Source organism: Hyphomonas sp., from assembly GCF_036964145.1.
In the GTDB taxonomy this organism is placed as follows: Bacteria; Pseudomonadota; Alphaproteobacteria; order Caulobacterales; family Hyphomonadaceae; genus Hyphomonas.
Window position 1 is genome coordinate 698922 of the sequence record NZ_JBALUC010000002.1, and the last position, 24527, is coordinate 723448.

At 55.4% G+C, this 24527-nt stretch carries 25 protein-coding genes; 11 read left to right on the forward strand and 14 right to left on the reverse strand.

Annotated elements, in window-relative coordinates; translation table 11 throughout:
• Nucleotides 1–214: 214 nt before the first annotated feature.
• From V7660_RS08260 to V7660_RS08285, 6 genes are all read left to right on the forward strand, one after another.
• Nucleotides 215–775, forward strand: a complete 561-nt coding sequence (locus tag V7660_RS08260) for a hypothetical protein (protein ID WP_335602603.1) — start codon at nucleotides 215–217, stop codon at nucleotides 773–775.
• On the forward strand, nucleotides 772–1890 hold the full coding sequence (locus V7660_RS08265) for a c-type cytochrome (protein ID WP_335602604.1): 1119 nt from the start codon (nucleotides 772–774) through the stop codon (nucleotides 1888–1890). Before V7660_RS08260 ends, V7660_RS08265 begins: the two co-directional genes overlap by 4 nt.
• Nucleotides 1887–2870 carry a cytochrome c oxidase subunit II gene (locus tag V7660_RS08270; protein WP_335602605.1) on the forward strand — a complete coding sequence of 328 codons (984 nt, stop codon included), beginning with the start codon at nucleotides 1887–1889 and terminating at the stop codon, nucleotides 2868–2870. Before V7660_RS08265 ends, V7660_RS08270 begins: the two co-directional genes overlap by 4 nt.
• Nucleotides 2871–2982: 112 nt before the next feature.
• The gene (locus V7660_RS08275; RefSeq protein ID WP_335602606.1) at nucleotides 2983–5526 is read left to right on the forward strand and encodes a cbb3-type cytochrome c oxidase subunit I; all 2544 of its coding nucleotides are present in this window, start codon (nucleotides 2983–2985) and stop codon (nucleotides 5524–5526) included.
• Nucleotides 5523–5882, forward strand: coding sequence for a hypothetical protein (locus tag V7660_RS08280; protein ID WP_335602607.1), 360 nt, complete (start codon nucleotides 5523–5525; stop codon nucleotides 5880–5882). The genes V7660_RS08275 and V7660_RS08280 overlap by 4 nt, the downstream gene beginning before the upstream one ends.
• On the forward strand, nucleotides 5879–6616 hold the full coding sequence (locus tag V7660_RS08285) for a ZIP family metal transporter (RefSeq protein WP_335602608.1): 738 nt from the start codon (nucleotides 5879–5881) through the stop codon (nucleotides 6614–6616). Before V7660_RS08280 ends, V7660_RS08285 begins: the two co-directional genes overlap by 4 nt.
• Nucleotides 6617–6629: 13 nt before the next feature.
• On the opposite strand, the gene V7660_RS08290 is transcribed toward V7660_RS08285, so the two are convergent.
• From V7660_RS08290 to V7660_RS08300, 3 genes are all read right to left on the reverse strand, one after another.
• The gene (locus V7660_RS08290; protein WP_335602609.1) at nucleotides 6630–6968 is read right to left on the reverse strand and encodes a hypothetical protein; all 339 of its coding nucleotides are present in this window, start codon (nucleotides 6966–6968) and stop codon (nucleotides 6630–6632) included.
• A 183-nt stretch (nucleotides 6969–7151) separates the two neighbouring features.
• Nucleotides 7152–7442: a hypothetical protein gene (locus V7660_RS08295; RefSeq protein ID WP_335602610.1), complete on the reverse strand. Its 291-nt coding sequence runs from the start codon at nucleotides 7440–7442 to the stop codon at nucleotides 7152–7154.
• Between the two features lie 160 nt (nucleotides 7443–7602).
• Nucleotides 7603–7854: a hypothetical protein gene (locus tag V7660_RS08300; protein WP_335602611.1), complete on the reverse strand. Its 252-nt coding sequence runs from the start codon at nucleotides 7852–7854 to the stop codon at nucleotides 7603–7605.
• On the opposite strand from V7660_RS08300, the gene V7660_RS08305 reads away from it, so the two are divergent.
• Nucleotides 7828–8532 carry a tyrosine-type recombinase/integrase gene (locus V7660_RS08305; protein ID WP_335602612.1) on the forward strand — a complete coding sequence of 235 codons (705 nt, stop codon included), beginning with the start codon at nucleotides 7828–7830 and terminating at the stop codon, nucleotides 8530–8532. The two genes, V7660_RS08300 and V7660_RS08305, sit on opposite strands and share 27 nt — an antisense overlap.
• Nucleotides 8533–8535: 3 nt before the next feature.
• On the opposite strand, the gene V7660_RS08310 is transcribed toward V7660_RS08305, so the two are convergent.
• From V7660_RS08310 to V7660_RS08335, 6 genes are all read right to left on the reverse strand, one after another.
• Nucleotides 8536–8691 (reverse strand): hypothetical protein, encoded by a 156-nt coding sequence (locus V7660_RS08310; protein WP_335602613.1) that lies wholly within the window; start codon nucleotides 8689–8691, stop codon nucleotides 8536–8538.
• A gap of 142 nt (nucleotides 8692–8833) precedes the next feature.
• A complete protein-coding gene (locus V7660_RS08315) occupies nucleotides 8834–9085 on the reverse strand; it encodes a hypothetical protein (protein WP_335602614.1) in 252 nt (83 codons plus the stop codon).
• 171 nt (nucleotides 9086–9256) lie between these two features.
• Nucleotides 9257–10048: a GntR family transcriptional regulator gene (locus tag V7660_RS08320; protein ID WP_335602615.1), complete on the reverse strand. Its 792-nt coding sequence runs from the start codon at nucleotides 10046–10048 to the stop codon at nucleotides 9257–9259.
• A 132-nt stretch (nucleotides 10049–10180) separates the two neighbouring features.
• Nucleotides 10181–11095 (reverse strand): polysaccharide deacetylase family protein, encoded by a 915-nt coding sequence (locus V7660_RS08325; RefSeq protein WP_335602616.1) that lies wholly within the window; start codon nucleotides 11093–11095, stop codon nucleotides 10181–10183.
• The gene (locus V7660_RS08330) at nucleotides 11082–12023 is read right to left on the reverse strand and encodes a polysaccharide deacetylase family protein (RefSeq protein ID WP_335602617.1); all 942 of its coding nucleotides are present in this window, start codon (nucleotides 12021–12023) and stop codon (nucleotides 11082–11084) included. The genes V7660_RS08325 and V7660_RS08330 overlap by 14 nt, the downstream gene beginning before the upstream one ends.
• Complete coding sequence (locus V7660_RS08335; protein ID WP_348210815.1) at nucleotides 12023–12694, reverse strand: isochorismatase family protein; 672 nt, start codon at nucleotides 12692–12694, stop codon at nucleotides 12023–12025. The genes V7660_RS08330 and V7660_RS08335 overlap by 1 nt, the downstream gene beginning before the upstream one ends.
• Nucleotides 12695–13000: 306 nt before the next feature.
• Between V7660_RS08335 and V7660_RS08340 the strand changes: the two genes are divergently transcribed.
• Genes V7660_RS08340 through V7660_RS08355 form a run of 4 tightly spaced genes read left to right on the forward strand, consistent with a single transcriptional unit; the run spans nucleotide 13001 to nucleotide 17442 of the window.
• Nucleotides 13001–14401, forward strand: a complete 1401-nt coding sequence (locus tag V7660_RS08340; protein WP_335602619.1) for a 3-isopropylmalate dehydratase large subunit — start codon at nucleotides 13001–13003, stop codon at nucleotides 14399–14401.
• Nucleotides 14398–15018 carry a 3-isopropylmalate dehydratase small subunit gene (gene leuD / locus V7660_RS08345; protein ID WP_335602620.1) on the forward strand — a complete coding sequence of 207 codons (621 nt, stop codon included), beginning with the start codon at nucleotides 14398–14400 and terminating at the stop codon, nucleotides 15016–15018. Before V7660_RS08340 ends, leuD begins: the two co-directional genes overlap by 4 nt.
• A gap of 42 nt (nucleotides 15019–15060) precedes the next feature.
• On the forward strand, nucleotides 15061–16008 hold the full coding sequence (locus V7660_RS08350) for a hydroxymethylglutaryl-CoA lyase (protein ID WP_335602621.1): 948 nt from the start codon (nucleotides 15061–15063) through the stop codon (nucleotides 16006–16008).
• Between the two features lie 12 nt (nucleotides 16009–16020).
• The gene (locus V7660_RS08355) at nucleotides 16021–17442 is read left to right on the forward strand and encodes a sodium/proline symporter (RefSeq protein ID WP_335602622.1); all 1422 of its coding nucleotides are present in this window, start codon (nucleotides 16021–16023) and stop codon (nucleotides 17440–17442) included.
• Between the two features lie 133 nt (nucleotides 17443–17575).
• Here the strand turns inward: V7660_RS08355 and V7660_RS08360 are convergent, their stop codons facing one another.
• The 5 genes from V7660_RS08360 to V7660_RS08380 form a co-directional block, all read right to left on the reverse strand.
• The gene (locus V7660_RS08360; RefSeq protein WP_335602623.1) at nucleotides 17576–19888 is read right to left on the reverse strand and encodes a TonB-dependent receptor; all 2313 of its coding nucleotides are present in this window, start codon (nucleotides 19886–19888) and stop codon (nucleotides 17576–17578) included.
• A gap of 218 nt (nucleotides 19889–20106) precedes the next feature.
• Nucleotides 20107–20448 (reverse strand): hypothetical protein, encoded by a 342-nt coding sequence (locus tag V7660_RS08365; protein WP_335602624.1) that lies wholly within the window; start codon nucleotides 20446–20448, stop codon nucleotides 20107–20109.
• Nucleotides 20445–21566 (reverse strand): class I SAM-dependent methyltransferase, encoded by a 1122-nt coding sequence (locus V7660_RS08370; protein ID WP_335602625.1) that lies wholly within the window; start codon nucleotides 21564–21566, stop codon nucleotides 20445–20447. The genes V7660_RS08365 and V7660_RS08370 overlap by 4 nt, the downstream gene beginning before the upstream one ends.
• A 37-nt stretch (nucleotides 21567–21603) precedes the next feature.
• Nucleotides 21604–23019: an MFS transporter gene (locus tag V7660_RS08375; RefSeq protein WP_335602626.1), complete on the reverse strand. Its 1416-nt coding sequence runs from the start codon at nucleotides 23017–23019 to the stop codon at nucleotides 21604–21606.
• A complete protein-coding gene (locus tag V7660_RS08380; RefSeq protein ID WP_335602627.1) occupies nucleotides 23019–24524 on the reverse strand; it encodes an aldehyde dehydrogenase in 1506 nt (501 codons plus the stop codon). Before V7660_RS08380 ends, V7660_RS08375 begins: the two co-directional genes overlap by 1 nt.
• Nucleotides 24525–24527: the final 3 nt, after the last annotated feature.

Here is a 24527-nt window from a genome sequence, read left to right on the forward strand (position 1 = left end):
TTTTTCCATAAGGCGGCTGAATTTTCTTCCTGTACCCGGAACCATTCGATGATCAACCGGTTTGGATAGTGAAGAGACTAACAGTCGCGCGCGATGAAATATGGTCAACAGAATTCGCTCAACGGAGGTTTTACTTCCCGGCCCAAGACCGGATGTCCTGCATTCCGGCCTATTGGGCGTGGGGAAAGCAGCCTTGGTCATGGGTCTCGCAGGAATGGCTCTGACAATCCAGGCCGGAAGCCTCACGCACCACATGGCGGCGCATATTTTCGCCATGAGCGTATTGGCGCCGCTGGTCGCTTGGCTCTTCATCCAGCAATGGCCGCGTCTGGCCAGACAGGTGTCCCCGCGCCTCGTTGTGGCCAGTCTTCTCCAACTGACCTTTCTGGCTCTCTGGCACAGCCCTCTGGTGATGATAGGTTCCATGCAGGCCAGCCTGTTCATACAGCTAGGCATGCTTGGGCTTCTGGCCCTTGCGGCTTCCTGGTTCTGGATCTGTGTTCTGGTGGCTATAGCAAACAACCGGATATGGGTCATCGCGCCGTTGCTCCTGACCGGCAAACTTGTCTGTCTGTTTGCCATTCTCCTCGTATTCGCACCACGGGCGCTCTATCCGGGAATGGGGCATATGCTCCAAATAGAGGATCAGCAGGCGGCCGGCCTTCTAATGCTGACGGCCTGTCCGCTGACATATGTCGGGGCCAGTATCTATCTGGTGGCCAGATGGTTTTCTGACCTGTCCAAACCGGAGGTCAGGCCGGACATCGTGGCATGAGCATTGATATTACTCTCACTTGGCGACGACTCTTTGGGGCGATTGGCGGCGCCGCATTGCTGGGCTTGGGGGTAGCCTTGCTGGTCGCCTGGTCCGGACTCTACAATGTCGCCGCGAGCCGGGGCCATCCGGCCTGGCTGAACTGGTTTCTCGAACTGGGCATGCGAAATTCCGTAGAGGCCAATGCGCCACGTCTGACGCCGCCTGATCTTGAAGACCCGGGATTGATTGCTTTGGGAGCAGCCCATTTCCAGACAGGGTGCGCTCCCTGTCATGGCGGACCGGACCAGGCCGTCAATCCGATCTATCAAGGCATGCTTCCCGTCCCCCCCAAACTGGGGGAAGCGGTCGACCATTGGAGTGACAGCGAACTTCACTGGATCATCAAGCATGGACTGCAATATGCCGGGATGCCCGGCTGGGCGGCTCCGCACCGGGATGATGAAATCTGGGCCCTGGTGGCCTTCCTTCGCGCCCTGCCCGAATTGACGGAGACTGAATTCCGGCGTCTTGCCGCCGGGAATGGATCTGTCACGCCCGTGACAGTGGAGCACCTCATCTCTGGGCGCGCCACGAATCTCACCATGACCACCTGCACGAAATGTCACGATACCGGCCTTGCGCCGCCGGTCAGTGACAAGATTCCGCGCCTGGCCGGACAGCCACACGCCTTTCTGCTTCGGGCGCTGAAGGAGTATCGCGCAGATACGCGTCAGAGCGGCATCATGGAACCAATCGCAGCGGAAATACCGGACGCCTTGCTCACCGACGTCGCAGCTTACTATGCAGACCTGGCCCCGATCCCACATTCCTCCTCTGCCTTTACGGGAAATCCTGAAAGAGGACGCGAAATCGCTCTCAACGGGGATCCGGACAATCGGGTTGCGGCCTGCCAAGCCTGCCATAACAGCGCGGCTAAGCCCGAGTATCCTCGTCTTGCGGGGCAGTCCGCCAGCTATATGACCGCCCGTTTGAAGCATTGGAAAACAGGTCACACAAACGAAACGCCGCTGGCCGCGCTTATGGCAAACGCCATGGGCAAGCTGTCCGATGAACAAATTGATGATGTCGTGGCATGGTATGCGAGCCGTCCCATAGGGGAAGAAGTGCCATGAGCGCGGGGCGTGGACTTGCGGGACTGGGCATGGCGCTGTTCCTCTCAGCCTGTCAGGGACAGCAATCTGCGCTGTCGGGCGGGGGAGCGGAATCCGACAGGACACTGGCCCTCACTGTGCTGCTTGGCGTTGGGGGCGCTATCATCTTCCTGCTCGTGTCGGGTGCGCTCCTGATCGCCCTACGCGGGCCGCGCCGTTGGCGCTCTTTCCTGTCCGCGCATACTCTGGTCGTTCACGGAGGGATAACCTTCCCGGCCGTGGTTTTGTCCCTGCTGATGATCTACAGCTTCGCGGTGCTCCGCGCGGGCCCCGTTCCGGAGAGCGGTCCGGATGAGCCGTCTCATGTGATCCGAGTGGAGGGATTGCAATGGTGGTGGCGTGTTACCTATCTGCAGCCGGATGGATCAGAGATTGAAGCTGCCAATGAAATCCGGATTCCCGTCGGTGAGCCCGTCCGTCTTGAGCTCATTTCGGCGGATGTAATTCACAGCCTGTGGATTCCTGCCTATGCGGGCAAGCTCGACATGATTCCCGGACACACGAACATGCTGACCCTGCTGGCCTCAGAGCCTGGCACGGTACGGGGCCAGTGCGCAGAATATTGTGGCGGAGCACACGCCCTGATGGCGCTGTCCGTAACGGCGATGCTGCCCCCCTCCTATGAGCGCTGGCTCGCTGGCCAGGCTGAACCGGCGCATGCAGAGGAAACAACCGGACAGCGCGCCTTCCAGTCGGCGGGCTGTGGCGGATGCCATACAATCCGCGGCAGTTCTGCCCGCGGCCGTGTGGGGCCTGATCTCACACATCTCGCCTCGCGGCCAAGCCTGGGAGCTGGAACGCTTGAAAATGATGCGGAAGGCCTGGCACGCTGGCTGGACGACCACCACCAAGTGAAGCCGGACAATCTCATGCCGGACTATGATTTTCTGACGGCCTCCGAGCAGGCGGAGATCGTGACCTATCTGTCGGAGCTGGAATGATGATGACGTTCAATGTCCGCAGGTCGGACACGTTCACGCGGCTGGCGCCGCAGCGACCAGACCCGATCCAGATGCGGGCGGCTTTGATCCTGTCCGGGTACGGAGGTACAGCATGAACGAGAAGGGCCGACAAACGATCAGTCCCGTCCCAAGACCGGCCGGAGAAGAGGCAGACTTGCTGCGCATCTGGGCGACGCCCAAGGGATGGCGCCTGCCCACGGCCGTGAACAATACTGTCATCGGTCTGCTCTATCTCGGAGCAGCATTCCTGTTTTTTGTCCTTGCCGGAATCCTGGCACTGATCATGCGAACACAGCTGGCCGTGCCGGGCAATGACTTCGTGAACCAGGATTTGTACAATCAGTTGTTCACAATGCACGGCACGACGATGATGTTTCTGTTCGCCGTGCCGGCGATGGAGGCGCTGGGCGTCCTGCTCCTGCCCCAGATGCTGGCCGCACGCGATCTGCCCTTTCCGCGCCTCTCGGCCTTTGCGGTCTGGGCGTATATTGTGGGCGGGTCAGTCTTCTTTCTGACCATCTTTTTCGATCTGGCCCCTCAGGGCGGCTGGTTCATGTACCCACCCCTGACGCTGACCGAATTTCAGCCCGGCGACAATGCGGATTTCTGGTTGCTGGGTATCGGATTTATCGAGATTTCCGCAATCGCCGGAGCGATCGAGATCATCGTTGGTGTCTTCCGGACCCGGCCCCCCGGCATGTCGCTCGACAAGCTTCCGATCTTCGGCTGGGCCATGCTGATATTTGCTGGCATGATCATGGTCGCATTTCCCGCCGTCATCCTGGCGACGATGCTGCTGGAGATAGAGCGGGCCTTTGACTGGCCGTTCTTCACGGCTGACCTTGGTGGGGATCCGCTTCTCTGGCAGCACCTTTTCTGGTTCTTCGGCCATCCGGAGGTGTACATCATTTTCCTGCCTGCGGCCGGACTCGTTTCGATGATCGTACCGACAATCGCGCGCAAGCCGTTAATCGGGTATAATCTGATCGTCGTGGCTATTGCTGCGACAGGGTTCTTCAGCTTCGGCCTGTGGGTCCACCACATGTTCACGACGGGCATTCCGGCCTTATCTCTCGCCTTCTTTTCGGCGGCGAGCATGGCCGTCGCCATTCCGTCGGGAATCCAGTTCTTCTCCTGGATCGCCACATTTGCCGCCTCGAACCGGAAAATACAATTCACAACCCCCTCCCTCTTCGTTCTCGGCATGCTGGCGATTTTCCTGATTGGGGGCCTGACAGGGGTCATGGTGGCTATGGTCCCGTTCAATTGGCAGGCTCATGACACGTATTTCATCGTCGCCCACATGCATTATGTCCTGGTTGGTGGCATGGTGTTTCCGCTCTTTGCAGGTTTCTATTACTGGGTGCCAATCCTTGCGAAACGCCAATTGTCGGAACGGCTCGGCAGATGGGCCTTCTGGCTCATGTTCATCGGGTTCAATGTTGCCTTCCTGCCCATGCATTTCACTGGCCTGCTCGGAATGCCGCGACGTGTGTGGACCTATTCCGAGGCCATGGGATGGGGGCCTCTGAATCTGCTTTCGACCCTTGGCGCTTTCACAATCGCAGCTGGCGTTTTTGTCTTCATCATAGATCTGACACGAAATTTTCGCGTCGGCGAAGGGGGAAAGGACAATCCCTTCGGGGCCGGCACGCTGGAATTTCTCCCCCAGGATGTCTATTCGACCCGTTCGATCCCGCATGTCTCAAGCCGCTACCCGCTCTGGGATGATCCGGATCTTCCGCGCGCCGTGGCAGCGGGAGAGCATTATCTGCCGAACGCACCGACCGGCGGTCGCGAAACTCTCATTACGTCGCCCATTCATGCCCGTCCGCAATATGTAATCCAGATGCCGGGTCCCAGCTGGTCGCACGTTCTGGCAGCCGTGTTCACGGCTGCCTTCTTTCTTCTGCTCACGGTCAAACTGGTTATGCCTGCGCTGGTCTGCGGCGTGCTCGCCATCCTGTCTTGTCTTGTCTGGGTCTGGGGCATCGATAAGGGACCGGACAAGGGCCCCGTAGACATTGGCGGCGGCCTGCACTTGCCGGTCTATGTAACGGGACCGATGGCACATGGCTGGTGGGCCATGATTGTTCTGATGGTCGTCGCCGGATCGTTGTTCTTTGCCTACCTGTTCTCCTACCTCTATCTCTGGACGGTCTCGCCTGACGCCTGGCACGCTGGACGCCCATTCCTGCCCGGTCCCCTCAGGCCATTTCTCTCTGCACTGTTTCTCATCATTTCAGCGGGCGTGATATGGAACGCCCGGCGCCGTCTCAAAGCGCCGGGTCGCCGCTCGCTAATGTCGGCGGGGCTCGTCTTGCTCGCAGCGCTGTTTGCCGTCGCCGGACTCGGACTGGAATTCCAGGGTCATTGGGCCCAGGGCCTTCGACCTCAAAGCTCAAGCTATGCAGCCATGGTCTATCTCGGCATCATTCTGTCAGCGCAGATCATGTTGGCTATCCTCATCATGTGTTTCTACTGCATCGCGCGAATCCTGGTTGGCAAGCTTGATCGCATACGCGTGGCGAGCCTCGAAAACACATCACTTCTTCTTTATTATCTCGTGGGTCAGGCCTTGCTGGGTCTGCTGTTGATCCATGGGTTTCCTCGCATCATGGGACCATTGGCATGAACGGAAGACCGCCTGCCAAGTTCTTGCTCTATGGCGCGCTGAGCCTCTCCGGCATTCTGGCATGGGCCGGACATTTCGGGCTGGCCTATGGCGTTCAGCATCTGGTCTGTCAGTCCGCGCTGATCCCCGCCAGTTTATGGCATGTGATCCTCGCTGCGGCGACAGGGCTTTTCGTCGCCTGCATCGCGTTTGTGTTCTGGAATATCCGGTCAAGAAATGTCTTTCGCGACCCTGATGGCGACGTGTCCCAATTCTATACCTATGTCACCCTCACCCTGCTTGCCGTGTCCCTGTTCGGGATACTGATGACCGCCATAGCAGGGTTCATGATTCCTGTGTGCGGCAGCTTGAGATGAATGATCCGTACACATTTCTGAAAATTCTTGGCTATGCAGCCCTCCCCGCTGCAGGCAATCTCCTGGGAATTCTCCTGGCGAGGCTGATTGCCCTGCCGCGATGGATTATCGGGGTCTTGCTCCACAGTTCAGCGGGTGTGGCGATGGGGTTGATCGCGCTCGAACTCATGCCTCGGATACAGGAAACCACCCCGCTCGTAGAACTTGTCTTTGCGATCTTTGCCGGCGCCGCCTTGTCACTGCTGCTCTTCTACGCCGCGCGCTACCTGGCGGGCCGCACAGGCGGGCGGGCCGGAACATGGATGGTGTTCGCCGCACTTGGCGCCGACCTGACAACGGACGGCCTTATGACAGGGGCGGGTTCTGCCGCGTCCCTGAAACTTGGCGCACTCCTGGCAGGGGCGCAGCTCGTGGCCAATATTCCAGGCGGATTTGCGGCCGGATCGAATTTGCGACGCACGGATCTGGGGGCCCGAAGTCTATGGGCTGCAGGGGGGACAGTCAGCCTTTGCGCATTTGTGAGCGCAGGTCTCGGGTATCTCATATTGCGCGATGCAGATGACCAGATGCGCGGCGCGAGCCTGGCACTCGTCACAGGCCTCCTGCTTGTGGCGACGCTGGAAGACCTTGTGCCGGAAGGTGATGCTCCCAAACCTCCCCGATGGGGCTCGACTCTTGCCATTGCCGTCGGGTTCTGCGCGTTGGCCGGAGTAACCGCCCTGTCCAGCCAGTAGCGACCGCCTGACCTCAATGCAGCCGCATTCCAGGATACAGAATGGTCAGTAAACCTTCATGAATTTCGGCCCGAGCGACAAAGTTTTCTTGTTGCAATTCCCGCAGAGACAAAATGATTGATTCTCCGGTCTGCAGCTGTAGAGCCAGCTTGCGACCCATCATCAAAGTCTGGGGTGCGGGGGAATCAAAATGCAGATCTCCCGCCAGTCTCAGCGTGCCATGGGTGGAATACATCTGTATCGAATATTCGGTTGGGAGTTTACGTCCCGCGTCCGTTTCAAGTATCCCGCTTCCAAAAAGGTTGGTCAGTAAGTGCATGTCATCCACATCTAGGCCGTTTTTCAACGTCACTCGCCGACCATATCATAAATCGGTCGGGCATGTACATCGCTCCTGGCTGGCGGCGATTATACTGGCATGGTCTGTAGGCACCAACTAGCCAACATTATTCCCTCTACTCGGGGCAAAGACCTGATTTTTTCCTAATCCCAGTGCAGTAGAAGGGGAGGCCCTGCATATTCAACGACCACACACTCATAAAATCGTAAAGATCAGAACCAGTACGGCAATGGCCAGCACAACAGATATCACGCCCCAGAATGATTGCGGCTTGTCGGGCGCATTATCCTCCTCTCCTGATGGGTCAGGCTTCGCCGACATTGCCCGTCGCTTTGGCGTTGGCCGTGTTCCAGCAGCTTCGTCATCCGTACCCAGCGGCGCTGCCGCGAGATCGGGATGGTCGGTCTTGTCGCCCATGCCACCGGAATCAATTCGGCTTCTGAGCTGATCCGCTGTCGGCGCTTTCTCATTCTTGTTCCCTGTCATGTTCTGTCTCCTGTCTTGTCTACAAGCAACGCAGACACTCCCGCTTGGTTCAACCGGCCCTTTCTTTGCCCAGCCCTATCCCCGGCCGATAGCTGCGAGGTCGATTGACAGATATAGTCAGAATACAAAAGGAACAGTGGCGGCAGTCACGACGAAGCATTCACATTCTAAAAGTGAGCATGACGCGTACGCTGCCATCTTTAATGCTGTCGTTACGCAGAAACGGGCACCCGGCATGAAAGTCTCCGAAAAACATTTTCAGGAACATGTTTGACTTCAGCCGCGAATACAATACCGCAACGCATTGAATCACTTTGCCAAGCGTTTCAAAGGCCGGGATCCCGTCACGATCAACAAGCGCGAAGTGCGCGCCATGCTCGATGATATGGTCGATGATGGCACCCCCATTCATGCGAACCGAAATCTCGCCGTCGTCAGGAAGCTGTTCAATTGGGCCGTCGAGCGCAGCATCATGGATATGACTCCCTACTACGGACTGAAAGCCCCCTCCAAGGAGAAGCAGCGGACCCGCTTCCTGTCGATGTCCGAGATCAAATCGCTCTGGTCAGCACTCGACAGCGTTCACCCGACCCAGGCAGCCTTCGTGAAGACCCTACTCCTTACCGGACAACGCCGTGAGACCGTCGCAACCATGCGGCGATCAAATATCGAGAGCGGCGTCTGGACAATACCCAGAGAGAAGATGAAAGGCGACAGGACCCATTCGATCCCCCTTTCAAGCCAACTCCTGGAATTGATTGAAAGTCTTTCCCGCCAAGGAGACGAGGACATCGTCATCACGCATGACGGGCGCAGCACATTCTCGGGATACTCCAAATTGAAACATCGTCTCGATGAAGCTGCCCCGATGGACGAATGGCGCTACCACGATTTGCGCCGCACAGCCGGAACGCATATCGCTAGATTGGGTTTCCAGAGACTTGTTGTCTCAAAGATACTTGGGCACGTCGAAAGTGGCGTCACGCAGATTGACGAGTTGCATTCCTATGATGGAGAAAAGCGAACCGCACTTCAGGCTTGGGCCGATGAGGTCTTTGAGAGTTGCGAATCAAATCCGTTTACTGATTAATTTTCAACTCGCAGCCCACACGACAAGTCCATCACAGGCCCCGGCGGCCAGCAGCGCAAACACATCCGCGCTGTCGCCCATGATCTCGTGCACCCGCCCGCGCGCGAGTGCGAGCCCAGGCGCAAGGCATACATTGCCGCGCGCCCGGCCTCGGAGCATGCCGGTCTCCGTCCGCCGGTCCGTTTCGGAAAGCTGATGTCCACGCCTCAAGTTCTCTTTTTGTTCTTTATGCGTGACCAGAGTCAAGCCAGTCATCGGAGTCTGAAGCAGCGAGGCCATGATGAAACCTGTGGATCAGGTGTCAGAACAGGTCGCCTTGCGCCCTTTTCGGCGGCAATGCGCGCCGGGAGGCCTTGCGACCCGCCTCCGGCCGCATCTCCCAGGCCCCCTCATCCTCGAAGGGGCGCAGGCAGGCCCGCACCTCGTCCAGGCTGGCACCGGTGTCTCCCAGCCAGACGGGAATATCCGCCTCCTGGAGCACGGCTGGCATGTGCGGGTCCGGATCCCCCGTGACGAATTTGGAAATTCCCTTATTGGCCATCGTGGTGCACATGACGAATTCCGCCGGCCCCTCTTCGGGCGCCTAGTAGTATGACGGGGGATCACGATAGATCACGGCAATGGCGAGGCGGGATCGTAGAAGTATTTTCCTCACGTCGTCTACCTCCAGGCCCGTGCATGGAAGTCGCTTAGATCCGCGATATTACCCAATACTGCCATCAGGCTATTTCGTCATCCAATCCGACTCTGGATCATCTCGCGTCAAATGCATTTGGTAGTGAAATCTGTCCGCGCGGTAGTGGGCCGTCACGTCCTGAACCGAGCGCCCGTTCCGGTCCCGCATGATGCGATGAATACGAAGGATTGGTGCGCCTGTGTTCAGTCCGAGGGCTGATGCAACATCCGGGGCGGCGGACGCAGCCATGATTGTTTGGTCCGCAGAGACCGGAGAATGCCCAGACTTTTCCAGCAGCTCAAGGAGGTTCTGGGTAGCCAGGTCATGTTTGCTGAATTCAGCCGCTACGTCCTCGGGAACAAACGTGATCAAGTAGGAAAAGGGTTCTCCATCCAATCTCCGCAATCGGACAATTTGTTGGACCGAGTCACCGGGAACCAGGCCCAGGGACTCCGCAATACACGAATCTGCATTCATCATCTCGGACGACAGCAATTCGACTTCCGTCTCGAGGCCCATACGTTTGAGACCGTCGATCAAATTATCAAAACTGCCTTTTACGACGGCTGCGGTCGCATCATAGGCAACGATCGTTCCCTTTCCTCGATGCCGTCGAACGAGCCCTGCCAGTGCCAGCTCATCGAAGGCGCGCTTTACTGTGATACGGGATACGCCCAGACGCTCGATAAGCACCTGCTCTGCAGGAAGCCTGCTCTTTGAAGCGACTTCTCCAGAAAGAATACTTTTGCGGATCAACCCATATATTTGTTGATAGAGGGGGGTGTCAGACTCTTCGTTGAGCTGATCCGCCGAAATCTTGAGATCGACATCTACGAGCATAATTCTATGGTTCCGCGTTCTGGCTCAGACAGGGTCTTTGTTTTATATAGCCGTTGAACTGGCATTTGTCGTCTGAAAGCCATCAATCGGCGGAGTTACTTCTTGCAGGCGTGTAAGCATCCAAAGCTGTTATCATGCCTGGCCCGGCAACAGAAATAATGAACTGACTTGTGCTGCAGTGACTACCTCGAGTTCCGGCATTCCAACCAACCCGCTCAACAGATTTTTGAGTGACAATACTCTGAAGGGCTGTCCCACGATGTAGGGCGTGAGCGTAAAGCCGAAGCATTGCGCGCCAGCATCAGCATAGGCATCAAGATGAAACTGCGCGGCTTCCAGAATCTGCCTCGCCCAATCGTCGGCCTGTTGCCGTCGATCCAGCAACAATGTGAAATCCGACAACTCATTCATCAGTGGCAAGCTCGTTATCGAGCCATTTTCTGTCCTGAGGGCAAGCGGCCTTTGGTCAGGCTCCCAATCAAGACAGACTTCGAAACCTGCCTTCGCAAGCAGGTCGAGGGTTCTATAAGTTTGGTTTCTAGCCGGGCTCATCCAGGTTTTGGCATCCGGGAACTCAGCGCGACACCGGGCAATGAATTCCTCTTCCTGTTGGCATGAAAGCCCCTCATGGTGGATATGCGCAGTTGACACTCCGTGTGCCGCTATTTCGTGCCCAGCTTGCTCCACGGCTTTCAAAAGTGGCGAATAGCGATCGGCGACAGCGGCATTCACAGCAAACGTAGCCTTCAGACCAACATCTGCCAGAGCTTTGAGTATCCGATAGACACCCACTCGATTGCCATAGTCCCGCGTGGTATAGTGCCGAAGATCCGGGTAAGGCGTTTTCATTGAACCAGGGTGCGAGAAAGGCTTCGCAGGCGGATCCAGGGGAAAGAACTCAAGCGGCACGACAATAAAGGCTGCAGCCTTTTTCCCACTCTTCAGTTGCAATGGATCGCGTCGGTCCGCAGGTATCCAATCATGCCGATCATGATCCAGACCGTAGCTCCGCTCAGAATATTCAAGGTAGCTCTCAGGCAATTTCAAAACCGCTCCCTCCCTTAGTAACGCCGCGCGCCCGAATATCCATCAGGCTCTGGTCCCAGTATGTGTTCCGGAAATAGTCGGCGATTTCCTGTCCGGTAGTGATCCAGACGTCATCGGAATGGGATGCGATATATGCAAGAGCCTCCTCGAAGGGCCGGAGCCGGTGTGGTTGACTCACAAGATATGCATGAAGCGGGATACACATGACCGTACCACTCTCCTCCCCCTCTTCGAGGAGTTGATCAAAATGTCGTTTCAATATGTCGGTATATTGATCAGGAGTATACCCCATTACCGAATAGGTGATGACGTCGTTGACTTCGAGTGAGTACGGAAGAGATATCAGCTTCCCGCTCTTTGTTTTGACGGGCTGGGGCTGGTCGTCCTGAAAAAGATCGCACGTATACCAGAAGTCTTCTTCCGCTATCAGATCCATCGTCCGCTCCGTATGAGTCAGGGCAGGAGCAAGGTATCCACGTATACGTTGTCCAGTTGCCCGCTCCACGCTCTCGATAGAGTCACGGATAACCGCGCGCTCCTGGTCTTCCGTCATCTCATAAGAAAATCGCGTATTGTAAATTCCATGAGAGAAGAACTCCCAGTTTCTTTCCGCAACGGCCTCAATGATTTCAGGATGATGGTCGATCAACCCAATCGACAGGGAGATCGACCCCCGCATGCCGTATTTGTCGAGAAGCTCCATTAGCCGCCAATGGCCAATTGTGTTGCCCCAGCTTCTTTGTGAATAGCCTACAATGTCCGGATTGCCCCTTGGCCACGCCTGCCGTTTTGGGTTGGCTGGCGGCGCGTACTCATAATACTCGATATTGGGGGCAATCCAGAATGCCAGTTTTTTTCCCCCCGGCCAGACAAGTTTGGGCCTTCCCGCATATGGCCAGTAATCATAGAGGTTGGGATCTGATAGCATTAGCCGACGTACTCCTCTATCCAGTCGAATACTTGTCGAACCGACACAACGTCTGCATATTTTATCAACAGGTCTGTCAGGTTGGCGAAGTGGAAGCTTTCATGCTTGTCGGCCACGCATTCGATCGGAACAATTGTCCTGTATCCATGCGACAGCGAGTCCACTGCCGTGGCCCGAACACATCCGCTGGTCGATCCGCCGGTAACAACGACCGTATCAACGCGGTGCCATGTGAGGAAACTGGAAAGACGCGTCTCGAAAAAGGCGCTAGGCATTTTCTTCTCATAAATTGCATCGACCGAGCGATCGATCTCCAGTCTGTCATCAAACTCAGAGCGAACACTGTTTGCCTTGATATTCTGGAGACTGTTTTCGGTGTTCGTGCGCGTTCCCCATACGCCCGCATCCGCCGCATTGTCCATATAGTAGACATGAGTCCACACAACTGGTAGCCCCTTTCGGCGAGCTGCACCTGAAAGAGCGTTTATGTGCGTGATCTGATCCGGGTCTGTAATATAGCCTGATTGCGGAAACAGGTCGGGCCGGGTGTAAGCCTTCTGCGGGTCGACGTTTACAATTGCGATCTTCTCTCCAAATCCGAAACGGGCTCGCTTGGGGTTTGACCGAACTTGTTCGAAAATCTCTCTCGCCGTTAGGTCGGACCGCTCCATCGTTGGGTGATTGCCTGTTTCGCTCATACTATTGCCCCTCTCGACATCCACATTCTAAATGTTATATCTTTTGAGCGATGTCCAGTCCATAGCGGCGGACTTTCGCACACGGGTTCATAATGGAGGCGCTGGGTTGACTGTGATGCGCAATATCTGACATTAATTACGCACTTTACAAATGTTATATCTTTTTATACGGATAATTCAAGTCGAGAGCGAAGCAGAGGGGGCCAGCACCTGTCTTACCGTCGACCTTGTCGACTGATCCCGTCAGAAACCCGGTAGCACAAAAATAGCGAGACAGAATTGAGCTCGAAACCGCAAACACTCTTTGACAAGCTTTGGGCATCGCACAGAATTGGAAGCGCTGGAGATGGGGCTGACCTCATCGCGATTGACCGCATTCTCTTGCACGAACGCACCGGTGGTGTAGCCCTGAAAATGCTCGCGGAGACGGGACATGCCGTCCACGCACCGTCCCGCGTCTTTGCAATTATGGATCACATTGTCTCGTATCGTTCAGATCGGGCGGCTGACGATGCACGCTCGCCCGGTGGAGAAGTGTTCATCCGCGAAACCCGCAATATGGCCCAGTACGCTGGCATCCACCTCATAGACAGCAATGACTCTCGCCAAGGCATTGTTCATGTCATTGCTCCAGAACTTGGCATCGCCATACCTGGCGCGTCACTTGTCTGCCCGGATAGTCATACTTGCAGCCTGGGTGCACTTGGCGCGCTGGCTTGGGGTATAGGATCAAGCGAAGCTGAACATGCGATGGCGACGGGAGCCCTTCGCGTGAACCAGCCGCCCCAGATGAGAATTACCATTCATGGCGAACTGCCGGAGGGAACGGGAGCCAAAGACCTCGCCTTGCACATCATAGCGCGACATGGAGCATCGGGAGGAAAGCGTTGCGCCGTCGAGTTCGCCGGAAGTGCCGTTGAGAACCTGTCCGTCGAAGAACGACTGACGCTGTGTAACCTGGCTGTCGAATTTTCCGCATTTACGGCGATTATCCGGCCGGATGACAAAGTATTTGAATATGTCAAAGGCCGGCCTTTCTCACCGGCGCAAGAACACTCGCACCGCGCCGCAAAGCAGTGGATGGCACTTGAAACCGACGAACACGCCGAATTTGACTATGAACTTTCGATTGATGCCAGCAAGGTGAACCCACTCGTAAGCTGGGGAACCAGCCCGGCGCAGTCCTCTGCGATCAACACCCCTATTCCGCAGAAAGCAGATTCGCGCGCCCTCGCCTATATGGGGCTTGAACCTGGTGTCCACTTGGCTGGACTAAGGATTGATGGCGCTTTCATTGGTTCGTGCACCAACGGGCGATTGTCTGATCTAAGATCGGCCGCTAAAATTCTTGCTGGGCGCAAAGTGGCCAGTCACGTACAGGCCATATGCGTGCCCGGATCCCAGCTAGTTAAGCGACAGGCAGAAGCTGAGGGATTGGACATCATATTCAAGTCTGCCGGATTTGAATGGGGCGCTCCAGGGTGCGCAATGTGCTTCTATGCCGGTGGCGTGACCTTCCCCCCCGAAGCCAGGGTGATCTCTTCTACCAATCGGAACTTCGAAGGACGACAGGGGCCCTGTGTTCGAACCCATCTCGCGAGTCCGGCAACCGTCGCAGCATCTGCTGTTGCGGGTATGATCTCACAATCTGGATCCGTCATGGCGGAAATTGACGCATGAAACGAGCTTCCTTTATACGCCATTCAGGAAAGTTCGCTATCCTGCCAGTCGATAATATTGACACAGATCAGATCATCCCCTCGAGGGAGATGAAAACCGTCGGGCGCACAGGTCTGGCAGACGGATTGTTTGCAGGCTGGCGATACTTGTCTGCAGATGACCGGACCCCGAACCCTGACTTCGTCCTGAATGATCCAGAGCGCTCAGGTACGACTATTCTTGTATCGGGAGAAAACTTTGGGTGCGGATCCTCAAGAGAACATGCTGTCTGGGCACTTTTCGAGTATGGCATTCGGGTCATCATTGCACGCTCCTTCGGAGATATATTTTTCAATAATTGTTTGCGAAACGGAATACTGCCCATTCGGTTGAATTCCGAAGACATCGATAAAATCATGGCCTTGGATCGGGATACCACACTCGCGATTGACCTTCCCGAACAGACTCTACGTTGCGACAATTCAGCGATGCCATTCGACATCAGCGCCTACGGAAAACGGTTGCTGGTAGAAGGCCTGGACCCAATTGAGCTGACGCTAAGGAGTTTCGAGCAGATCAGGCACTTTCACAGGGAAGACGAAACACTCAGGCCCTGGATTTACAGCTCTGCGCATTGAGACCGCGGACGCATCATTTCCTAAGACTTAGAAAGCACCTCCATGAACTCAGCGCAGGTATTAATTAGCGAGGTCGGCCCTCGTGACGGACTTCAAAACTGTAAGAGTATTATGCCTACCCAGTCCAAAAAGGACTGGATCAGCGCCCTGGCGGCAACAGGGATTCGGGAAATTGAGGTCGGCTCCTTTGTTTCCCCAAGACTGTTGCCTCAAATGCAGGATACGGCTGAAATAGTCCAACATGCTCGAACCCTGCCAGATCTCGAAGTCGCTGTCTTGGTACCAAACCTGAAGGGTGCTGAACTCGCAATCGCTGCTGGCGCTGATAAAATCACTCTGCCACTTTCCGTGAGCGAAACCCATTCCATTCGCAACATTCGGAGAACCCACGCCCAGGTCATCGCTGAAGCTGAAGAGATTTCCAAGCTGATTAAGCGCCTTCCAAAAAGCCGACGGCCGCATTTCGAAGGGTCTCTTTCCACCGCGTTCGGATGTACATTGGAAGGGCGAATTTCTCAGGACACAATTTTGACCTGCGCCGAGAAACTGATGCAAGCCGGCTGCGACGAAGTCGGCCTTTCAGACACGACGGGTTATGCCGATCCACGAGCCGTAAAACATATGATCAGAGCGGTAAAAAAAGTGGTCGGAATTGACAATCTGACCGGTGTTCACCTGCACAATACTCGTGGGCTTGGTCTTGCAAATGCACTCGCGGCATTTGAGGAAGGCATTACGACATTTGACGCGTCTCTTGGAGGCCTCGGAGGCTGTCCAACGGCGCCCGGAGCCAGCGGAAACATCGTGACCGAAGACCTGGTTTTCATGTTTGAATCCATGGGCGTCACGACCGGCATCGATATTTCCAAACTTGTTTCAACGCGCGACATTTTACACTCAGTTCTGCCAGAAGAAGAACTCTTCGGATTTGTTCCTGGGGCAGGATTACCTCTCGGTTATGTGTCGGCAAGTGCAAGCCCGAAGGTTTGATACCTGCCTGTCATGACGAACTATCCTGCTCTAATTACGCTCGTCACATATTCGGCAATCCTGGTCGCTATAGGTCTTTCTTTTGCGCGAAGGGCGACGTCTGAAGACTCCTTCCTCGTGGGAGAGCGAAAACTGGGTCCTCTGATCGTTGGATTGGCATATGCAGCCTCCAGTTCCAGCGCGTGGGTACTTTTGGGGTTCTCAGGATTTGTTTATTCAGTCGGCCTGTCCGCGCTCTGGATGGTTCCAGGTATATTGGCTGGATACGCTGCGGTCTGGTTGTGGGCCGGCCGGATTCTGCAGTCAGATAGTCACAAGCTGGGGCTTGTTACGTTCTCCGACTTCCTGACCATTGATTGTAGCCCCGGCACATCAAGACTCATCCGCGTTGCCGCGTCGCTCATGATCGCGTTTTGCTTTTCATACTATGTCGCCTCACAATTCCAGGGGGCAGGAAAGGCGTTTGATGATCTGTTCTCGACCGGAATGGTGGCGGGCGTCTTGCTCGGAGCCGCGATCATACTTGTCTACGTGCTGTTGGGTGGTTTCCTCGCAATATCGGTGGTCGACACGTTGCAGGGTATTCTGATTGGCTGCGTAGCCATCGTGTTGCCGGTATTGGCATTCTTCGAGGCTGGCGGCTTCAGCGGAATTGGCCAGGTCTTTAATACAGCACCTGCGTCCTATTCTGATATATTTGGCAACAGAACAGGATGGATTGCAGGCGGCTTTGCACTGGGCATGACCGCAACGGGCTTTGGCGCCCTCGGTCAACCACACCTGGTTACATGGATCATGGCTGCGCGTGACACCCGGTCAAGGGTCGTCGGGGCCGGCGTGGCTATCGGTTGGGCCGCGATCGTCTATGGCGGAATGGCGATCCTCGGCTTGTGCGCCAGAACTCTTCTCGACCCGCAAGTCGCTCCAGAATCCATTTTCTTCCGTCTTACCGCAGAGCTTCTTCCTGGAATGCTTTCAGGCATTGTGGCGGCGGCCACCCTCTCGGCCATTATGTCCACAGTGGACAGCCAGCTCCTCGTGGCTGGGGCCGCAATCAGTCATGATCTGGGCATTGCACGAAAGTTCCGAGGTCGGGACATATTCGTTACACGCCTGTCCATTCTATCCGTCTGTGCTGCGGCAGTTATAATTACCCTCACGCTCCCCTCTACAATTTTCGAACGCACTCTGTTCGCCTGGACAGCACTAGGAGCGAGCTTCGGACCAACACTTGTGGCGCGAGTCCTCAGACATCGCTCCTCGGGCACAACGATCCTCTTCTCGATGTTGATCGGCTTTGCACTTTCAGTATCCTATGAATGGCTATTGCCCTCTGGCCCCGGATCGGTCTGGGCAAGGATCGCGCCATGGGCCGGCGCGTTCGTCCCTCACCTGGTATCGCGCCTCTTCAAAGGCGCAAGCACGGCTCCATAGTCAACCCCCGGTTCAGTCGCATCTTCATGATCTGAATGCCCCTCTTGGCAAGATGTTCGTCGGCCGCCAAAACGTAAAGGGCCGGGCATTTAGCAATGCCCGGCCCTTCATATGATCCTGCCTGATGAGACTCTTAGAAGTCGTAGGACAGCTGGATCCCGAATTGACGGGACTTCGCAAGCGGCATCAGGAATGCGCGCTCCGTCGATGTTGTACCCGGTACGTTATCGAGCGCCGGATTTCCGTTTGGACCTGTGTTAAGGTTGACCAGGTCCGCATAGCGAACCAGGGTAGACGGCGTGCGATCATCGAAGACATTGTCGAGGAACATGGTGAAGGTCACACCATTATCCATGCGCACGCCCGTCTTGAGATTAAACAAGCTCCGATCACCAGTATGGGCCAGATTGTGAACCTGAGCATACTTCTTGCTGGTATAGGAATAGTCCGGGCGCACAAACCACTCGCCACCTCGCAAAAGCGGATACGTGAACTCGGAAGACACGACTAGATGGTGCTTCGGAGCGTTCGGAATCTGATTTCCGGCAACTTGCCCACCCTGAATTCCATCCGAATTGACACAATCAAACCCTGTGAGTTCCGAGCCTTGGGTCGGGTCACAGAAATCCGTTATTTGGGTGTCCGCGTAGGCATAGCCAAGACTGAAGACAAGATGGTCTGTCGCCAACCAGTGCGTGTCGATCTCCACACCCTTGACTTCAGTCTCACCCGCATTGGTCACGACAGATTGCGGGACACCATTCACGAATACCGAGTCCGACAGCTGCTGATTGGTCCAGTCGATATAATAGACCGCGCCGTTCAGCTGCAGACGTCCGTCCATCAACGTAGTCTTGGCACCAATCTCGTAGTTCCAGGATTCCTCTTCGTCGGCATACCGTATATTCTCCGGGAGGCTGGACGCCGTGTTGATATATCCAGGCTTGTTGCCTTTCGCGATCACACCGTAGACCATGACGTCTTCACTGGCATCATAGTTCAGGGTGAACCGGGGCGTGACGCTGTCAAAAGTCGTCTCATACATAGTGCCGGTTGTGTAGTCGACACCGATCGTGTCTTCCTGATATCGAACTTCGGCCCGAGCCGTCAGTCGATCCGTCAGATCATATTCCGCAGCACCAAAGATCGCCCAGTTTTCGGTATAGGCGTTACCGTAGTCCGTCAGCGTTGCAGTCGATTCGGGACGCCGGCGCTCGGCTTCCTTCTCGCGGTCGTAGTAGAACAAACCCACAGTACCGCGTAGTGATTTCTCGACAGGCGTATCCAGTCGCAGTTCACTGGACCATTCTTCCTGATCTGTGGTCTCGACCCGGGTAAAGATCCCTCCATAGAGATTGATTAGGTCGCCGAGATAAGTACCGTCATGTCCGAAAACCGACTCTGATTTTGTAAGACCGGAGTTGGACGTCAGCACATATCCGGATCCGCCGATATCCCATTCAACCTTGCCCACAACTCGCGAGATCTGCCGATCCAGACCGACCTCACTTCCCAAACCGTCTGTATTGAGTGTAACCTCGTCGAACTCGACAACTTCACCACAATAATACTGGCGGGCCTGATCCAGAAAACAATTATTGTACAAACGGCTCTGCGAGATCTGGGCAGGTATGCCGTCATCGTCTTCATTATACCCTCCACTCAGCAGCATGGTGACGTTTTCGGAAGGGTGGAACTCCAGAGACCCGTTGAGCCCCCAGGAACTCTCGTCACCAATTGTCTGGCCGGTTAGAGTGTTCTTGTACTCGCCTCCATATTCATACTTCCGCGCATTCAGGAAATAGAACAATTTGTCCTCGACCAGCGGGCCGCTGCTCGACAGATTGATTTCGTATTCGTCATCCTGGGCGAGACGTGCCGTGACGTTATGCTCATAATCATTCGTGCCTCGCTTTGTGATGACATTGACAGCGCCCGCAAAAGTCGAGCGACCAAACAGTGCCGCTTGTGGGCCTTTTACGACTTCGACACGCTCGACCGAAGCAAACGGATAGGACAGGAACGATCCCGAGAAAGGAATTCCGTCGACAAACACAGCTGCATTGGTCTCGCCCAGAATATTCGCCTGTCCCCGAATGACGGGTCGCGATGTATCGCCTTCAGCCCCCCGACGTCCGCCGAACTTCTCCATGGTGAATCCAGGCGTGAAGTTGGACAACTCGCTGATATCTTTCACACCCATTTCGGCGATCGCTTCGGAATCCAGGACGCTAATTGAAAGCGGCGCATCCTGAAGCGATTCCTCACGCTTTCGCGCGCTGATTATGATCGTGTTCAGCTTCATGGCAGAGTCGGATTCCGCCTGTTCCCCTGGGGGAAGCGCTTCAGCCTCCTGGGCAATGGCACCCGACAACGCCGGCAGTCCCAAAACGAGTTGAGACGTGGTTGCGAGCGCTGCAATTCGTATTGCGGTAATCTTGGTCATGAGTATTCCCCTTCCGTGAAGATTGGCATTTCTAGGACTGTTTCCCTTAGTCCATTTAATCTGTATAAAGCCTGCTTCACCATGCGGATGTTTGTATTGAACAGCGAGCCCCCTCCGCTTGAAGGCAAAGCTGATCCTGCCACCAGATGACAAGGTCCCCGGCGTTGACAGAATTGCAAAAAGTGTAGTGTCGACGTAATCGTCCGTGAGTTTGCTAACTACTTTTCATGGGGCCTCCCCCGTTCTGCCTCGGGATCGCGGACCTCATACTGCTCGACAAGTGCCTTGATGGGGGCGAGCACATTTTCGCTCAAGCGCGCCGCCAGGCAGTGCTTCTGGCTTTCCGCATGGGCGTCCGGTTCGAAGTGATCGACCTCTTCAAGATCGATTTGGCCTCTCTGGCTCAATACTCGCTCAAGCGTATCCAGTCGGTCCTGAGTGATGGCCAACTCTTCAGCCAAGGCCAGGCACGTTCGGTAAAGCATGTCCACGCCGGGCGTCTCAAAGAAACTGACGCCATTGTCTTCATGTTTTGATATCGGCGGCGGTATCCTGCTCATGACATTTCATCCGACACAGTCTTTTCAGCTGCAGCCAACAGCCAGCTCATCGTCTCGTCGAGCAATGGAAATGGCTTGCAATCAATATTGGCCTGATCAAAGCCCGCCGCTTCCAGTCCAGCCTGACAATCGGTTCCCGCATAGTCCGACCAATGCAATTCCCCATTATACCATTCATCGAACATGATATCAGCTTGCCGAACGGGTGACATCTCAGCGAACTTCAATGGAAGATCCTGGTGAATACACACACCGCCCCTGCGGAGAAGACGGAAGGACTCGTTGAACATCGCTTGCTGTGTAAAGGACGCCATTTCATGCATCGCGTTGTGCGACACGACCAAATCGAAAGATTCATCCGGAAAATCGATTTGCTCGGCATTCATCTCATGAAAGTGAACGGGCACCCCAATTGACTGAGCGCGCGCATGTGCATAACGCAACAGGCCCTTGCCGATATCGATTGCGTGAACCTCCGCTTCAGGAAACGCTATCGCATAGGGCACCGACGATGCCCCGGCAGAACAGCCAATATCGAGGATGCGGCGAGGCTGAAAATCCGGCTTCCACCCCTTCAAAAAGCGGATGATGCACTCGGCCTTGCTTTCCTTCGTACCGACTCCCTGCCCCCGCGAATAGAGGGCGCCTCCCTCTTCATAGAGAGCGCCGGCGACCACGTCCTGGTCTCCATCATCTCTTAGATATCCACCAGGCTGGAGGTGGACACGGGCCGTCGTCCATTCTTCAGGCAGTGACACGTCGTCTCTCAGATTGAGACTACCCCCAACATCGCGCTTGCCGGCATCTTCCAACAGGCCTTTCAATCTTGGCAATTCGACGTCAATTGCATCGCCGATCGTATTCCACATCATCTCCTGACCGGCACGCTTCACGAGACAGACGGCGCGATACGCGTCTTCCGAGTAGAGTTTGGACACGGCCTGCTGAAAATTTCCCTCTGCATCATTCCCGGGGGCAGAAAAGCGGGTGTCCACACTCTCGACAAGCTGACGACGTAATTGCTCGCCATTTCTCTTCAGGGCCAGAACAAATCGCTGCCGCGCTCTGATCCGAGAAGATGGAGAGGTCAACATTTCATGCTGTGTATTCCGAGCCATCAGGCACTCCCATACATTACGAGGTTTCTGGGTCTGATCATGATGCGCCCGCTTGCCGGGCATTGGCTTCGACTTCGTCTTCGCTCAAATTGTACTGTGTCAGCAGGAGGATGCTGAGCAACAACATCAGGGCCGGGAGGATCGACTGACAGATATAGACGGCCAAGATAGCGCTCTCTGGCTGCGCGACAGATCCACTCGTGGATGAAACATATCCCATCGCCCCAAGAAATATCCCGGTCAGCGCCCCGCCTACCGCAAAGGCTGTTTTCTCCGCTGTCGTAAAAATACCGGAAAAAATACCCTCTCGGCGTAGTCCTGATCGCTTGGCATCATGGGCAATCGCATCTGGAAGCATGGACTGCCCGAACAGCAGTGAGCCAGCCGTCGCGATACCGTGCAGTAGCTTGCGCAGCATGGTGACAGCCATCGGCTCGGCAGGCGTTGCGAACCACCAGCTCAGAATGATACAGGCCGCCAAGGCAGAGGCGATCATGTAAAGCGTACGCTTGTCCCGGAGCTTTCGTGCAGCCGCATACCAGATCGGCGTTCCAATGAGCATGCCAATCGCATTCGCCAAGCCGAGCATACCCACCGCAACATATCCCTTCTCAAGGACGTAGACGACGAAGTAGATAAAAGCAGCTTGCGTAATCGCGAGGGAAGCCAGGTGCATGAATTTCACGCCAACCAGCACCAGAAATGGCTTGTTGGACAAAATCAGCTTGAATTGGTCTTTTCTACTGAGCGACGACGACTCGACCTTCTGGGTCGCACGCGCATTGCGTGTCATCAGAAAGCAGAGAACGCTCGCGGAAAAAATTACGGCTCCGAATACGACGGACAGAGCCGCGTGTCCCTCTTTCCCTCCGCCAAAAATCGGGATGAGGGTCGGCGCGACAGACAGGCCAATTAAGCTGCCGATGCCAATCGCGTAAACCCGGAAGGAAATCAGGCGCGCCCGCTCCAAATACCCATTCGTCATTTCAACCGGCATCGAGAGATACGGAACATTAAAGACCGTGTAGCCTGTGGAATACAGGATCATGCCAAATGCCAGTATCCACGCAGCATTGGTAGCAGTATCAATACTCGGTGTATTGAATATACAAATGAAGGCGATAGCCGAAATTGCTCCGCCCAGAAGCAAATAGGGCCTGCGTCGACCAAATCTCGATTTTGTTCGGTCAGACAACCAGCCCATGGTCGGGTCCGTCACGGCATCGTAGATCTTCGAAACGAAATAGATCAAACCAAAGGTGCTGGCGGCTATCCCCAGATAATCTGTTGCAAACCTGGCGAGCAGGAGATTCACCGAATTGAACATGACGGACATGCCCAAAGTTCCAATACCCCATCCCATGCAAAGCCAAAGCGGCAACTTGCCAAGTGCGCTGTCCGACAGTTCTGCGGAGCCCGTTCCGGCTGGATTTGTTTCTGCATTAACAGACATCAGGCCTCTCCCAGTCCAAGCTTTCTCAATGGAACATCGCCAGTCAGAAACGCTGTTGTCTTGACCTCGCTGTAGAAGGCTTCGCACGCCGCGCCACTTTCCCGGCCGACACCCGACTCTTTGTACCCCCCAAATGGCGCCCTCAACTCCCGAATTATCGGGGAGTTGATGCACAGCACTCCTGATTTCACAGTCTCATGGGCTGCCATCGCGGTTGCGTAGCTACTGGTCCAAACATATCCTAACAGCCCGAACTTGCTGTCATTGGCGATATCCCATGCCTCCTGGGGTGTCTTGAATAGCTGAAATGCCGCAAACGGACCGAAGATTTCTTCCTGACAAACGACCGCACTGTTGTCTGGCGCGAGCACGGCGGTCGGCTCGTAGTAAAAACCCTTGTCGAATCCCGAGCACCGCTTTCCGCCCACCAGCAATTTGCAGCCATCCGCCTCCAGCGTGTCCACGAAACTGTGCACGCGTTCAAAATGCTGCTTCGTCGCCAAGGGACCGACTTCCGTTTCGGGCAGGAGCGGGTCTCCGATTTTCAGATTCCTGGTTCGCTGGATAAACGCATCCATGAATTTTTCAGCAATTCCCTCCTGGAGGAGAATTCGGGAACCAGCCAGACATTGCTGCCCATTATTGCTGAAGATACTGATCAAGGCCCCGTCAAGCGCGCGGTCAAAGTCAGCATCATCAAAGATAATATTCGCTGATTTTCCACCGAGTTCCAAAGTCACTGGCGTCAAATTCTTTCCGGCGGCAGACATGATTGCACGCCCTGTTGTTGTACCGCCCGTGAACGACAATACGTCGATATCCGGGTGCGACGCCAATGCGGCCCCAGTGACCGTGCCCGATCCATTGACCAAATTGACCACACCGTCCGGCACACCAGAATCCCGAATAAGCTCCACCATCCGCACGGCGGTTAACGGAGAAATCTCCGAAGGTTTGACAACGCAGCTATTGCCGAACGCCAAAGCCGCAGCAATCTTCATTGACGTAAGGGCGATTGGTGCGTTCCACGGTCCGATCAGGGCCGCAACCCCCACCGGCTCTCTTGTTACAACGGAAAGATAATTCTCCAGCTGAGTATACGCATCGCTCCGGCTCTGAGAGATATACTCTGCGAAGAAACGAAAATTGTAAGCTGCGCGGGGAACATGCCGCCCGCGACACTGACTCAATGGTGATCCAATATTCATTGATTCGAGCCAGGCCAGTTCGTCGGCATGCTCGTCTATCAAATCCGCAATTCGAAATAGAACCTTTTGGCGATCCTCAAGCCCGAGCTTTGACCAAACGCCCTGTTCGAAGGTTAGACGAGCGGCGCGAACCGCCTCATCAACAAGACCTGTGTCAGCCTCGGCAATTTCGGTCAGGACCTGCTCGTCAACCGGATTGATTACGGGCAATCGAACGCTCGATATCACCCATTGCCCATTCACAAAGTTCCTGCACACCTCGGGAATTGCAAATTCGGGTTTTGCTCGCGCAAGCATAAA

Excerpts from the sequence above, each read along its gene's own strand:
- V7660_RS08260 (WP_335602603.1), top strand. The coding sequence starts at position 215 with ATGGCTCTGACAATCCAGGCCGGAAGCCTCACGCACCACATGGCGGCG.
- V7660_RS08265 (WP_335602604.1), top strand. The coding sequence starts at position 772 with ATGAGCATTGATATTACTCTCACTTGGCGACGACTCTTTGGGGCGATT.
- V7660_RS08270 (WP_335602605.1), top strand. The coding sequence starts at position 1,887 with ATGAGCGCGGGGCGTGGACTTGCGGGACTGGGCATGGCGCTGTTCCTC.
- V7660_RS08275 (WP_335602606.1), top strand. The coding sequence starts at position 2,983 with ATGAACGAGAAGGGCCGACAAACGATCAGTCCCGTCCCAAGACCGGCC.
- V7660_RS08280 (WP_335602607.1), top strand. The coding sequence starts at position 5,523 with ATGAACGGAAGACCGCCTGCCAAGTTCTTGCTCTATGGCGCGCTGAGC.
- V7660_RS08285 (WP_335602608.1), top strand. The coding sequence starts at position 5,879 with ATGAATGATCCGTACACATTTCTGAAAATTCTTGGCTATGCAGCCCTC.
- V7660_RS08295 (WP_335602610.1), bottom strand. The coding sequence starts at position 7,442 with ATGACAGGGAACAAGAATGAGAAAGCGCCGACAGCGGATCAGCTCAGA.
- V7660_RS08305 (WP_335602612.1), top strand. The coding sequence starts at position 7,828 with ATGGTCGATGATGGCACCCCCATTCATGCGAACCGAAATCTCGCCGTC.
- V7660_RS08300 (WP_335602611.1), bottom strand. The coding sequence starts at position 7,854 with ATGAATGGGGGTGCCATCATCGACCATATCATCGAGCATGGCGCGCAC.
- V7660_RS08310 (WP_335602613.1), bottom strand. The coding sequence starts at position 8,691 with ATGCTCCGAGGCCGGGCGCGCGGCAATGTATGCCTTGCGCCTGGGCTC.
- V7660_RS08315 (WP_335602614.1), bottom strand. The coding sequence starts at position 9,085 with ATGTGCACCACGATGGCCAATAAGGGAATTTCCAAATTCGTCACGGGG.
- V7660_RS08320 (WP_335602615.1), bottom strand. The coding sequence starts at position 10,048 with ATGCTCGTAGATGTCGATCTCAAGATTTCGGCGGATCAGCTCAACGAA.
- V7660_RS08330 (WP_335602617.1), bottom strand. The coding sequence starts at position 12,023 with ATGCTATCAGATCCCAACCTCTATGATTACTGGCCATATGCGGGAAGG.
- V7660_RS08335 (WP_348210815.1), bottom strand. The coding sequence starts at position 12,694 with ATGGAGCGGTCCGACCTAACGGCGAGAGAGATTTTCGAACAAGTTCGG.
- leuD (WP_335602620.1), top strand. The coding sequence starts at position 14,398 with ATGAAACGAGCTTCCTTTATACGCCATTCAGGAAAGTTCGCTATCCTG.
- V7660_RS08350 (WP_335602621.1), top strand. The coding sequence starts at position 15,061 with ATGAACTCAGCGCAGGTATTAATTAGCGAGGTCGGCCCTCGTGACGGA.
- V7660_RS08355 (WP_335602622.1), top strand. The coding sequence starts at position 16,021 with ATGACGAACTATCCTGCTCTAATTACGCTCGTCACATATTCGGCAATC.
- V7660_RS08360 (WP_335602623.1), bottom strand. The coding sequence starts at position 19,888 with ATGACCAAGATTACCGCAATACGAATTGCAGCGCTCGCAACCACGTCT.
- V7660_RS08365 (WP_335602624.1), bottom strand. The coding sequence starts at position 20,448 with ATGAGCAGGATACCGCCGCCGATATCAAAACATGAAGACAATGGCGTC.
- V7660_RS08370 (WP_335602625.1), bottom strand. The coding sequence starts at position 21,566 with ATGGCTCGGAATACACAGCATGAAATGTTGACCTCTCCATCTTCTCGG.
- V7660_RS08375 (WP_335602626.1), bottom strand. The coding sequence starts at position 23,019 with ATGTCTGTTAATGCAGAAACAAATCCAGCCGGAACGGGCTCCGCAGAA.
- V7660_RS08380 (WP_335602627.1), bottom strand. The coding sequence starts at position 24,524 with ATGCTTGCGCGAGCAAAACCCGAATTTGCAATTCCCGAGGTGTGCAGG.